This is a genomic window from Pedobacter sp. AC379, from assembly GCF_979258145.1.
Genome location: NZ_OZ409839.1, coordinates 2,226,370 through 2,240,370, shown reverse-complemented (window position 1 = coordinate 2,240,370; position 14,001 = coordinate 2,226,370). Strand labels below are relative to the sequence as shown.

Below are 14,001 nucleotides of genomic sequence, written 5' to 3'. Positions count from 1 at the left end.
TCGAAATAAAATTAATTATTGGTAGATCAAGCTTTGCTATTTCTCAACGAAATCAAGCTCGGCAATGGCTAAGGCTTTTTTATTTCCCGCTATTCCGGTTGCTTTTATCCGTATATATTGTGCGTTTATACTATTTTTAAAATAATTTGTTCTTGGCGTAGGGTCGTTTATCAGGTTACCAAATTCAAAAGTTTCTACATCTTTCCAGTTTTTACCATCACTACTGGTTTGTAATATTCCTTTTTCAAGCATTCCATCCGCGAAATTAGTTGGTGGAGTATAAATAAAGCCTTTTAAATTGTGGATGTTACCCAAATTTATCGCAATATAATGCAAATTTTCAGTTGAGTTAGAAAGCCAGTAAGTTTGCTTATCGGCATCAAAAGCCATGGAGGCATTATGCTTTGCATCTTCACTATCCATATTCAGTAACTTCCAATCTTTCTTTACTATTCCAAATGTTTCAGCAGCTAAAGCACCTTTTTCCTTATCGGTTATCGCAATTGCCTTTACTTCTCCTTTCGCAATCTGTATCGGCCCTCTATATTTTTTAGCGGTTGCAGTAGGCAAACTGCCATCGGTAGTATAATAAATTTCTATACCTTTATTCAGGTTGGCAGTTGCATTTTCTCCGTGTGGTTTCCAACCAAATTCATGTGTTTTGGGCGATATGGTGGTTAAACCATTTACATCTCTGTTGAACTGCAATTGAGGCGGGCGGTTACGGTAGTAGTGTGCAGAAATGGTCGCGATTGCTGGATTGCCCCTGGATGATAAAATGGTTAATCTGATTTTCGATGTCGTAATTTCAGGAAAACGTAATATTCTTTTGTAACCGATATTGCTTGCTTCGGCAATTTTTTGCCATTTATTTCCAATCCAGGCGTCTAATTGATGTTGTACCACGCGTTCACTATGGCCTGCAATATCTTCCTGAACAACAATCCGGTTTACAGTTACAGGCTTTATGGTAGAAATTACAATACTTTTTTGTTTATCAGCAAGTAAAACATTAGTATTCAAATCATTATCAAGTACTTGCTTAAATCCCTTAGCACCCAAAAATAGATTTTTGCCATACGTTTCGTTAATGCGTTTCCCCACCTCATTTAATACGCTTACATCTTCTTTTGAAAATTTTCCGTCACGATTGGGCGGAATATTCAGCAAAAAAGTGGAGTTCCCCCTACCGAACGTTCATAAATATCAAAAACATCATCAGCACTACGCACTTTATGTTTATCATCATCGCGGTAAAACCAGCCCTCTCTTATTGAAGTATTGGTTTCTGCCTGTTGATAATGCAAGTATTTGGCTTTGTAAAGTTCGTTATTGCTCCCTAAATCTTTAGCAGTTAAATCTGGAAAATGAGTAGCAGTATCCGGGTTTTCGCTATAAGGAAGTACATTCCATTCTGTTTCGCGGGTTCCTCCAGCTTCATTTCCGCACCAACGGATATCTTCTTTACCGAAAATAAGGGCTTTTGGTGCCAATGTATGGATCAGCTTTTTCCAGGCAATATAATTATATTTTTGGCCACCCTTGGTTTTAGGGTGTGCGCCATCAAACCACACCTCATCTACCGTACCATATTCTGTTAAAACTTCGAAAAGCTGGTTTAAAAAATATTCGTTGTAGTCGTCCACTTCGAAATTAAATTTAGTTTTGTTTGCAAACGGTCGGCCGGCCACTTCGCGGGGTATGGTCCTGGTTGTTACTTTACTTAAGTTCCCATACAAGCCATCAGGACTTTCGATCTGATATAAATCTGCCGGAGATAAGTAAATGCCCAATTTTAGTCCGTACTTTTTGCAGGATGCAGACAGATTTTTTAAAATATCACCTTTACCATTTTCAAAACCTGTTGCCATGATACCGTGGTTGGTGTACCTACTCTGCCAAAGTACAAACCCATCGTGGTGTTTTACGGTGATGATAACCATTTTCATCCCTGCCGATTTCATAGACTGGCACCATTGGTCGGTATGTAATTCTTTCAGGTCAAAAACTTTAGGATCTTCTTTACCGTTCCCCCACTCCATCCTAGTAAAAGTATTAGGTCCGATGTGGATAAACGCGATAAATTCATTTTTTAAAGCACTTAACTGGTTTGAAGTGGGTACTACATGGCTTGCTTTTGCAATAATGGTGGCTTTGCTATCATCCGCTGCAACTGCAATGGTATTTTGCGGTTTTGTACCATCACTTTGTGCAAAGGCATTTGCAATAAATGAAGCCATAATGGCCGATGTAATTATTAATTTTCTCATTTGTTTGTTTGGATGCTTTATTATATTTGGTTTAAAATGGTTATGTACTTATTGGCTATATTTAGATTACTAGCTTAACCGGAGTACAATCAATTATTTTTTTACCGCTAATATTCTGTTGATTATTTTCTCGTAGGCATCTGCATATTGCATCATGCCAAAATCGTTAGGATGGGTGCCATCAATGGTGCTGTCGTCAGTGAATCCAATTTCTTTAGCAGTTAAGATATAAAGATCCTTAATTCCTGATTTCTTAAGTTTTTGATAAGTATTGTTTAACACTTTAGAGGTCCAACTGTAATTACCTGTTAATACGCTATCCAAATTAACCTGATCCAAACCTGAGCTATGCTCAACCAATAAAATAGGTGTATTGGGGTGTTTGGCCTTTAAACCATTTACTGAACTGGTAATTCGCTTTTCAATTTCTTCAGCCGGATAAAGTTTTTTATCAGTTAAATTAGGCTGACAGTCGAGCACAAATAACTTAGCATCTATTTGATTCATTAAATCGATCAGTGGGCTTTCTAAACGGCCGTTACCCGAAAACCCAATGTTAATAACGGGCTGAGCCAATTTTCTGCCCAAAATATTTAACCATGCCATACCAGGGCGGCCAGCACTTGCACCTTGCATTATAGATGTACCGTAAAATACAAGAGGTGCTTTTTCGTTGGCCTCTTCAACCTTAAGCTCTGCATTAGCATTTACGCCTAATTTTATCCATTTAGGGGCATTATACAAAGGCAAATACAAACGGAACCGCTTAATTTTTACGGATTGGCTGAAATTTCCATAAGCATAAGTAATGGTGTCTTTATAGCTGTATTTGGCTTTGATCCAATGCCATTTATTTTGAAAATCCTGTGCATATAAATCTAATCCGCTTACCCCTAAAGTTGGCATGTTTTCTAAATTTTTACCCGCTTCCAATTGGTATTTTACTACAATTTGTTGCGCTGTGGTATAAAAATCTATATACTCACCTGCGGTATTTTTGGCCAGATCCCAAACTTCTTTACGAACATTTTTTTCGGCTTCAGTGGGTAAACGGTTAAAATAGTTAAGGCTGTCGGGGTTTTGCCAGGCTTTCCCCTTTAATGTTGGATAACTGTTCTCCATTGGATTAAACCACTTAATATTGTCGACACCCTGTGCGCAAATAGATTTACAAAAAGCCAAAGAGAAAAGTAAAGAGAGCAAAAAAAGATTAGGTTTCATTTTAGTTATTTATTTAATAATTGTTTCACGTTTTGTAAGGTTTCATCTGCTGTTATCGTTGATAAAGATTTGATTTCGAATTTCTTTAAAGCTGTGTTCAACTCATTTAGAGATGCTGCATTTTTGGTTTTAATATAAAATGATTGCAGCTGTTTAATCTTTTCGAAATCCTGGGCACCCTCAATCAATTTTTCGAATCTTACCGAAGTTAATGGCCCTGGATAAACCTGATAAGTGTCGCCAGCTGGCCAAGCGGTGAAACGGGTATCTGTTAAAGGATTTTTTGTCCAGCTGTTATATGCCCACCTTACGTAACCATCCATATTTTTATATGCGGTATACCAACCCATCCATACTTGTTCTGCAGGCGACGAAAAACTAAATGCATTGGGATAAGGCTCTGTACAACAGGTATACCAGGTGCTAATTTTACCTTCCTTGATTCTTTTCTGTAATATTTCTGCCGGGAATTCCCATTTTGATGCGATGCAATAATTATCAATATCTTTTTCTATCTCCTGATGATATTCTCCGGCTAGTGCGATTTTCCAGTTCGGATCAATGCTTTTCAATAATTTTATTACTGCTTGCATCGCTTTCATCGGGCGTTCATCCATAGCAATGTATGTTTTAGCAAACCAGTTTTTTGTTTTTAAGTGTTTGGTAAAATCAGTAAGCATGGTTTTCCAAAATGCATCATAAGCAGGTGTACCAATGGCATCAGTAAAAACAGCTTCTTTTTGAGTAGCTTCATCCCAATAGTTAAAAGCAATTTTCCAAGGAACCATGCTATAACAATTAATACGCTGGTTGATACCCGTAGTCATTACAAATGAGATATATTTATCAAACAATGCATAATCATAGCTCCAGGAGCCATCTTTTTTCTTAGTCCAATTGATTAAACTCGGGTAATCATCATAAGTTTGATGGCCCCATGCTTCGTTCACAATACTTGCAGTAATGGTTTTTTGCCCGGCATTGGCCAACATTTCATAATAGGGTTTCATTAGTGCGAAATGTTCATTACTCCACAACTTTACTTTATGCACCCTGGCAATAGCTGCAGGGTGCTGCCATAAATCTAAGTCATATTTCCACTCATTTGGCGGTGGAAGTACTTTATCTATCACCTTAATTTCAATAGGTAATTTATATTCTTTTTCGGCAGTAATTTTAACTGTTCCGGAATAGATACCAGCTTGAATATTTGAAGGAATTTTTATACTCAGCCAAACAGGTTGCGTATTTTGGGCTTTAACAGTAATATTATTGTTTTTTGTGTCGATCAGGTCAGCTACATAAGATGAATCAAAATCTGCAGCTTTGCGGTAACCACAGCCATCTCTAAACTCATCTGTAATGACATATTTTATTAAACCCGCGCTAAGATTTTCTTTCTTGATATGGTTACCTGTTTGATCTTTAAGATCTGAGAGCTGGATATTTATGTGATCTAGATTGTTTTTAGTCCAAAGCAGTAATTGGGTATGTATCTTTTCGCCCTTCCAGGCTGAGGTGTTCCATGAATTTTGGATTGCAATTTGCGGCGGTAATTCTTTTGGAAATCTTATATTGCTGTTGGCAAAACTAATATTTAATGAATTGCTGATGCGCTGCCAATTATTATTTATGTTTTCTTTACTTGGCCGTATTGGTTTTTGGAGTGCCAAACTAACATCCTGGGCAGCACTGGTTAAGCCAAAACCCAGCAATAATATTACTGATAAAAACTTCATAAACCTAAGTTAATGAAACCGATCAGTATAAGGTTAAGAGATTACAGAGCGGGCTTTACGCAAACGTTTGATGGATTGTAACAAAATTGATAGCTTAACTATTCTAAGATTAGACCATTAACTTTCAAAAGTAAATAGATCTTAAATACTTAATTATATAGTAGAGGAAATATTAAGTCTAGCAACCCTATTATTTAATCATGAAGTTCACAATACCTATTACTGAACCAATGATAGCTAAGAACTGAATCAAACCAACAACATAAATTGTTTTCTGCATATCGGCAATATCTTCTTTGGTAGCCAAAACCTCACGCTTATTTTCAAACTCAGATTTAACTTCTGATTTAACAAAAGAAACCAACTGCTCTGCTTCCTGTTCGCCAAGCTTAGCTTTTAAGATCTGAAAAAGTTGAATTTCTGAAACACTCATGTATTTATTTTTTTATTAAAGTTACAAAATCTATTCCAAACAAAAAACTCCCTCACTAAGGGTGAGGGAGTTTAAAATAAATATTAGAAAATACTAAGCTTCTACTTCTTCTTGTTTTGAAGCCAATAATTTATCGTATTCTTCTTGAGAACCAACAATGATTCTTTCGTAACCACGTACACCAGTACCTGAAGGGATTAAGTGACCAACGATCACGTTTTCTTTCAAGCCTAACATATTATCGCGTTTACCTGCAATTGCTGCCTCATTTAATACTTTCGTAGTTTCCTGGAACGAAGCCGCAGAAATGAACGATTTCGTACCTAATGATGCACGTGTAATACCTTGTAAGATAGAACTTGCAGTTGCTGGTCTGGCATCTCTAACCGTGATCTGCTTTAAATCCTTACGTTTCAATTGAGAATTTTCGTCTCTTAATCTACGTAATGAAACAATTTGACCTGGTTTTAAGTCTGTAGAATCACCTGCATCTTCAACAACTTTCTTGTCGTACATTGCATCGTTCTCGTCAGCAAAATCCCAACGGTCAACAGCATTGTTTTCTAAGAAAATAGTATCACCTGGATCTTCAATGTGAACTTTCTGCATCATCTGGTGAACAATTACCTCAAAGTGCTTATCGTTAATTTTCACACCTTGTAAACGGTAAACCTCTTGAATACCATTTACTAAGTATTCTTGAACCGCTGCAGGGCCTTTAATTGATAAGATATCTGCTGGAGAAATTGAACCATCTGATAAAGGCATACCTGCTTTCACAAAGTCATTATCCTGTACAAGGATGTGTTTCGACAATGGAACTAGGTATTTTTTAACTTCACCATCTTTCGATTCGATTGTGATTTCACGGTTACCACGTTTAACGCCACCTAAAGTTACCACACCATCAATCTCAGTTACTACAGCTGGGTTAGATGGGTTACGTGCTTCAAATAATTCCGTTACACGAGGCAAACCACCTGTAATATCTCGGGTTTTACCAGTTGCACGAGGAATTTTAGCGATAATCTGACCAGTTTGGATAGCTTCACCTTCATCAACTGAAACGTGAGCACCTACCGGAATGTTATAACCTTTGATAAATTCACCTTTCTTATCAACAATTTGAACAGAAGGGTTTTTAGTTTTATCACGTGTATCGATAATTACTTTTTCACGGTGACCAGTTTGCTCATCTGATTCTTCACGGAAGGTTACACCTTCAATAATTGCATCAAATTGTGCTTTACCGGCAAATTCTGAAAGAATAACCGCGTTGTACGGATCCCATGAACAGATTTTATCACCTTTTGAAAGTTTATCACCTTCTTTAACGAATAAGAATGCACCGTAAGGAATGTTGTTGGTTACAATGATACGTCCAGTTCCTGGTTCAACAATTTTGAACTCGCCTGAACGACCCAATACTACCTGAACTGTTCCTTCTTCTGTTTGTGTATCAACAGTACGGATATTTTCAAATTCGATTACACCATCAAACTTAGCTACGATGTTAGATTCTGCAGCAATGTTTGATGCAGTACCACCCACGTGGAAAGTACGAAGTGTTAACTGTGTACCCGGCTCACCGATTGATTGTGCTGCAATTACACCAACTGCCTCACCTCTTTGAACACGTTTACCTGATGCCAAGTTACGGCCATAACATAATGCACAAACACCACGTTTTGATTCGCAAGTTAATACTGAACGGATCTCGATACCCTCTAAAGGAGATTCTTCGATCAATTTAGCAACATCTTCGTTAATATCTTCACCAGCACCTACCAATAATGTGTTATCCAAAGGATTGTACACATCATGTAGTGAAGTACGGCCTAAAATCCTGTCGTATAATGGCTCAACAATATCTTCCTGATCTTTTAAGGCGGTAGTATACATACCTCTTAAAGTACCACAGTCGTTATCATTAACAATCATATCCTGCGCCACATCATGTAAACGACGGGTTAAGTAACCCGCATCCGCCGTTTTTAACGCCGTATCTGCCAAACCCTTACGTGCACCGTGAGTAGAGATAAAGTACTCTAATACCGATAAACCTTCTTTAAAGTTTGATAAGATCGGGTTTTCAATGATATCACCACCTGAACCAGATTTTTGAGGTTTCGCCATCAAACCACGCATTCCGCAAAGCTGACGAATCTGCTCTTTAGATCCACGTGCACCAGAATCAAGCATCATGTAAACTGAGTTAAAACCTTGGTTATCGCTAGATAACTGAGTCATAACGAAAGTAGTTAACCTGTTGTTGATACGGGTCCAGATATCGATAATCTGGTTGTAACGTTCGTTGTTGGTAATGAAACCCATGTTATAGTTGTTTCTTACCTCTTCAACCTCAGCAGCTGCCTGCTCTAATAAAGTATGTTTTTCTACCGGAATGTTTACGTCTTGTAAATTGAACGATAAACCTCCCTGGAATGCCATTCTGAAACCTAATTCTTTGATATCATCCAAGAATTGTGAAGCACGGGCCATACCAGTCATTTTCACTACTTCACCAATAATATCCCTTAAAGATTTTTTGGTTAATAGTTCATTGATATAACCTACTTCTTCAGGAACCATCTGGTTAAACAATACCCTACCTACAGTAGTTTCAGTTAATTTATTAACGATAGAACCATCAGCTTGTTTAACATTTACCCTTACTTTGATAAATGCGTGCAAGTCTAATTCTTTTTCGTTATAAGCAATAATAACTTCTTCCGGAGAATAGAAATTTGAATCCTGTCCTTTTACAACTCTCGAATCATCAGTTCTACGGCCTTTAGTAATATAATAAAGACCCAAAACCATATCCTGAGAAGGTACTGTAATTGGTGTACCGTTAGCAGGGTTTAAGATATTGTGTGCTGCAAGCATCAAAACCTGGGCTTCCAAAATTGCTGCATTACCTAAAGGTAAATGCACAGCCATCTGGTCACCATCAAAATCGGCGTTGAATGCAGTACAAACTAACGGGTGTAACTGGATTGCTTTTCCTTCAATTAATTTTGGCTGGAAAGCCTGAATACCTAGTCTGTGTAAGGTAGGTGCACGGTTTAATAATACCGGGTGACCTTTTAATACATTTTCTAAAATATCCCAAACTAACGGATCTTTTCTATCAACGATTTTCTTAGCAGATTTAACTGTTTTTACAACACCACGCTCAATCATCTTACGGATAATGAATGGTTTATAAAGTTCAGCAGCCATATCTTTAGGAATACCGCACTCGTGTAATTTAAGGCTAGGCCCTACAACAATTACCGAACGAGCTGAATAATCCACACGTTTACCCAATAAATTCTGACGGAAACGACCTTGTTTACCTTTCAGGATATCTGAAAGTGATTTCAAAGCACGGTTACCTTCAGTTTTTACCGCGTTAACTTTACGTGAGTTATCGAATAACGAATCTACAGCTTCCTGCAACATACGTTTTTCGTTACGTAAAATTACCTCTGGTGCTTTAATCTCGATCAAACGTTTTAAACGGTTGTTACGGATAATTACACGACGGTATAAATCATTTAAATCTGAAGTTGCGAAACGGCCACCTTCTAATGGAACTAAAGGACGTAATTCTGGTGGAATAACCGGAACAATTTTAACAATCATCCACTCAGGGCGATTCTCAATACGTGTATTAGCACCACGGAAAGCTTCAACAACCTGAAGACGTTTTAAAGCCTCATTTTTACGTTGTTGAGAAGTTTCGTTAGCAGCCTGGTGGCGTAAATCATAAGATAAAGTATCTAAATCAATACGTTTTAATAAATCTTCTAATGCTTCAGCACCCATTTTGGCGATGAATTTATTAGGATCTTTATCATCTAAATATTGGTTTTCTTTAGGTAATTTATCTAAGATATCTAAATATTCTTCTTCCGTTAAGAAGTCCATATAGTTGATACCTTCTTCAGCCATTAAGCCTGATTGAATAACTACGTAACGCTCATAGTAGATAATTAAATCTAATTTTTTAGTAGGTAAACCTAATAAATAACCGATTTTGTTTGGTAAAGAGCGGAAGTACCAAATGTGTGCAACAGGAACCACTAAAGCAATGTGTCCCATACGCTCACGACGTACTTTTTTCTCAGTTACTTCAACACCACAACGATCGCAAACAATACCTTTATAACGGATACGTTTGTATTTACCGCAATGACATTCGTAATCTTTTACCGGACCAAAAATACGCTCACAGAACAAACCATCACGCTCAGGTTTGTAAGTACGGTAATTAATGGTTTCTGGTTTCAACACCTCACCGCTTGAACGTTCCAAAATAATTTCTGGAGACGATAAGCTAATCGTGATTGATGTGAAATTGCTTTTTAATTTATTATCCTTTTTGTAAGACATACTTATGTAAGGTTAAAGCGGAAAGCTTAAAGACCAAAGCTGCTTTGAGCTTTAGTCTTTAGTCTTTCGGCTTAATTAATCTAATGTAATATCTAAACCTAAACCGCGTAACTCATGTACCAATACGTTAAACGATTCTGGTACACCTGGCGTTGGTAGGTTTTCACCTTTAACAATGGCTTCGTAAGTTTTGGCCCTTCCGATTACATCATCCGATTTAACGGTTAAGATCTCCTGAAGGATATTAGCTGCACCAAATGCCTCTAATGCCCAAACCTCCATCTCACCAAAACGCTGACCACCGAATTGAGCTTTACCACCCAATGGTTGTTGTGTAATTAATGAGTACGGTCCGATTGAACGGGCGTGCATTTTATCATCAACCATGTGACCTAATTTCAACATGTAGATAATACCTACAGTTGTAGTCTGATCGAAGCGCTCACCTGTTAAACCATTATATAAGTAGGTTTTTCCTGAAGCAGGAACGCCGGCTTTAGCAATCCACTCTTCCACTTCATCATGAGTAGCACCATCAAAAATCGGAGTTGCAAATTTAACACCCAATTCCTGGCCAGCCCAAGCTAAAATAGTTTCGTAGATCTGACCAAGGTTCATACGTGAAGGTACACCCAGTGGGTTCAACACGATATCAACCGGACTACCATCAGCTAAGAAAGGCATATCTTCATCACGTACAATACGTGCAACAATACCCTTGTTACCGTGGCGACCTGCCATTTTATCACCTACTTTTAATTTACGTTTTTTAGCAACATAAACTTTTGCCATCTGTACGATTCCTGAAGGAAGCTCATCACCTACACTGATCGCGAATTTATCACGTTTGTAAGCACCAAGCTCTTCGTTAACACGGATACCGTAGTTGTGAAGCAACATTTTAATTAACTCGTTTTTATCATCATCAGTAGTCCATTTGTTAGGGCTAATGTGATTATAATCAAGTTCTGCTAAAATTTTCTGAGTAAATTTAGCGCCTTTGGCAACCAATAATTCTTTGTAAATGTTAAATACACCCTGAGATGTTTTTCCGTTTACGATAGTGAATAATTTGTCAACAAGTTCTGCTTTTAATTTCTCAGTAATGTTGTTATATCCTTTGTCTAATTTCTCAATTGCCGATTTTTCTTCAGCTTTTGTAGTTTTCTTAGCACGGCTGAATAATTTAGTATCAATTACCACACCTTGGATTGAAGGAGGAGTTTTTAAAGACGCATCTTTAACATCACCTGCTTTATCACCAAAAATTGCACGTAGTAATTTCTCTTCAGGCGAAGGATCAGATTCTCCTTTTGGAGTGATCTTACCAATTAAAATATCACCTTCTTTTACATCAGCACCAATACGGATAATACCATTTTCATCAAGGTCTTTAGTTGCCTCTTCAGAAACGTTAGGGATATCTGGTGTTAATTCCTCTTCTCCACGTTTAGTATCACGTACTTCTAATTCAAACTCTTCAATATGCAGTGAAGTGAAAACGTCATCACGAACAATACGCTCGTTGATTACAATCGCATCCTCAAAGTTGAAACCTTGCCAAGGCATGAATGCCACTTTCAAGTTTCTACCTAAGGCCAATTCACCGTTTTGAGTTGCATAACCTTCGCAAAGTACCTGTCCTTTAGTAACTTTCTGACCTTTCTTAACGATTGGTTTTAAGTTGATACAAGTATTCTGGTTGGTTTTTTTGAATTTAATTAAACGATAAGTTTTGCTATCACCTTCAAATGAAACCAAACGATCATCTTCGTTACGCTCGTATTTAATGGTAATTTCGTTAGCATCTACATATTCTACAACACCGTCACCTTCAGCATTGATCAAAGTTCTTGAGTCACGTGCCACGCGACCTTCTAAACCTGTACCAACAATTGGTGCTTCAGGACGTAACAACGGTACGGCCTGGCGTTGCATGTTCGATCCCATCAAAGCCCTGTTCGCATCATCATGTTCTAAGAACGGAATCAACGAAGCAGCAATTGAAGTAATCTGGTTAGGCGCAACGTCCATTAAGTCTAATTTCTCAGGCTCAATAATCGGGAAGTCACCTTCATAACGCGCTTTAACACGTGGTGTTGTAAAGTTACCTTTATCATCATATTCTGCATTTGCCTGAGCAATGGTTTTACCATCTTCATCTTCTGCAGATAAGTAAATCACGTCTGAATCTACAACTACTTTACCATCTTCAACACGTTTGTATGGTGTTTCAATGAAACCTAGATTATTGATTTTTGCATGCACACAAAGTGATGAAATCAAACCAATGTTCGGTCCCTCTGGAGTTTCAATAGTACATAAACGACCATAGTGAGTATAGTGAACGTCACGCACCTCGAAACCGGCACGCTCACGTGATAAACCACCTGGACCTAAAGCCGATAAACGGCGTTTGTGTGTAATCTCGGCCAATGGATTGGTTTGATCCATAAACTGAGATAACTGGTTAGTACCAAAGAACGAGTTGATAACCGATGATAACGTACGGGCGTTAATCAAATCAGTTGGTGTAAACACCTCGTTATCGCGAATGTTCATACGCTCACGGATTGTTCTGGCCATACGGGCTAAACCAACACCAAATTGTGCGTACAATTGCTCACCTACCGTACGTACACGACGGTTAGACAAGTGATCGATATCATCTACCTCTTCTTTTGAGTTGATCAATTTGATCAGGTATTTCACAATTGCAATAATATCTGCTTTTGTTAATACTTTAACCTCATCAGGCGTATTCATTTTCAATTTACGGTTGATGCGGTAACGACCAACATCACCTAAATCGTAACGTTTATCCGAGAAGAATAAACGATCAATGATACCACGAGCAGTTTCCTCATCAGGTGGTTCTGCGTTACGCAAAGCACGATAGATGTTTTCTACAGCTTCTTTTTCTGAGTTTGATGTATCTTTCTGTAATGTATTATATATAATGGTATAATCAGCCTGACTTGCGCCATCTTCTTTTGATAAGATGATGCTTTTTACGCCAGCCTCGATAACCATATCAATGTGTTCGTCTTCTAAAACGGTTTCTCTTTCAAGAATCACTTCATTACGGTCGATAGAAACTACCTCACCAGTATCTTCATCAACAAAATCTTCAACCCATTTTTTCAATACCCTTGCAGCCAGTTTACGACCGATGTATTTCTTTAAACCAGATTTACTAACTTTTACTTCGTCAGCAAGATCAAAAAGTTCTAAGATATCTTTATCAGAATCGTAACCGATAGCACGTAATAAAGTGGTAACCGGGAATTTTTTCTTACGATCGATGTAAGCGTACATAACGTTATTAACGTCTGTAGCGAACTCGATCCATGAACCTTTGAAAGGAATTACACGTGCAGAATACAATTTGGTTCCATTAGTGTGACGGCTTTGGCCGAAAAACACACCTGGAGAACGGTGTAATTGCGAAACGATAACACGTTCTGCACCGTTGATAACAAACGTACCTTTTGGTGTCATATACGGGATTGTACCTAAATACACATCCTGGATAATGGTTTCAAAATCTTCATGTTCTACATCATTACAAGAAAGCTTAAGCTTTGCTTTTAATGGAACATTGTAGGTTAATCCACGCTCAATACACTCGTGTATATCGTAACGTGGCGGATCAACAAAATAATCAAGAAACTCTAATACGAAGATATTTCTTGAATCTGTTATTGGAAAGTTTTCAGCAAACACTTTAAACAAACCTTCGCTAGAGCGATCGTCTGATGTGGTATCTATCTGGAAAAATTCTCTGAATGATTGCAATTGCACATCCAGAAAATCCGGATAGTCTATAATGTGCTTACTAGTTGCAAAATTTACTCTTTGTTCGACTGTCTTTGCCAATGGACTAAAAGATTTTAGTTTAAGAATAAACTATTTGTTTGGTTTCGGTTTCAAGCATTCTCATTAACCAAACAAAATG

7 protein-coding genes are annotated in these 14,001 nt (G+C 37.7%); all 7 read right to left on the bottom strand.

Annotated features, from left to right (window positions below; translation table 11 throughout):
* Window positions 1–36: 36 nt before the first annotated feature.
* Entirely contained in the window at window positions 37–1,170 is a 1,134-nt protein-coding gene (locus ACZZZW_RS09905; protein ID WP_463493118.1) for a discoidin domain-containing protein, read from the bottom strand.
* On the bottom strand, window positions 1,164–2,270 hold the full coding sequence (locus ACZZZW_RS09900; RefSeq protein ID WP_463493117.1) for an alpha-L-fucosidase: 1,107 nt from the start codon (window positions 2,268–2,270) through the stop codon (window positions 1,164–1,166). Before ACZZZW_RS09900 ends, ACZZZW_RS09905 begins: the two co-directional genes overlap by 7 nt.
* A 93-nt stretch (window positions 2,271–2,363) precedes the next feature.
* Window positions 2,364–3,491 (bottom strand): SGNH/GDSL hydrolase family protein, encoded by a 1,128-nt coding sequence (locus ACZZZW_RS09895; RefSeq protein ID WP_463493116.1) that lies wholly within the window; start codon window positions 3,489–3,491, stop codon window positions 2,364–2,366.
* A gap of 5 nt (window positions 3,492–3,496) precedes the next feature.
* On the bottom strand, window positions 3,497–5,230 hold the full coding sequence (locus ACZZZW_RS09890; protein WP_463493115.1) for a DUF4091 domain-containing protein: 1,734 nt from the start codon (window positions 5,228–5,230) through the stop codon (window positions 3,497–3,499).
* Window positions 5,231–5,420: 190 nt separating this feature from the next.
* Window positions 5,421–5,663, bottom strand: coding sequence for a hypothetical protein (locus tag ACZZZW_RS09885; RefSeq protein WP_463493114.1), 243 nt, complete (start codon window positions 5,661–5,663; stop codon window positions 5,421–5,423).
* Between the two features lie 93 nt (window positions 5,664–5,756).
* Window positions 5,757–10,043, bottom strand: a complete 4,287-nt coding sequence (gene rpoC, locus ACZZZW_RS09880) for a DNA-directed RNA polymerase subunit beta' (protein WP_463493113.1) — start codon at window positions 10,041–10,043, stop codon at window positions 5,757–5,759.
* A 75-nt stretch (window positions 10,044–10,118) separates the two neighbouring features.
* Entirely contained in the window at window positions 10,119–13,922 is a 3,804-nt protein-coding gene (rpoB, locus tag ACZZZW_RS09875) for a DNA-directed RNA polymerase subunit beta (RefSeq protein ID WP_055914874.1), read from the bottom strand.
* Between the last annotated feature and the right edge of the window lie 79 nt (window positions 13,923–14,001).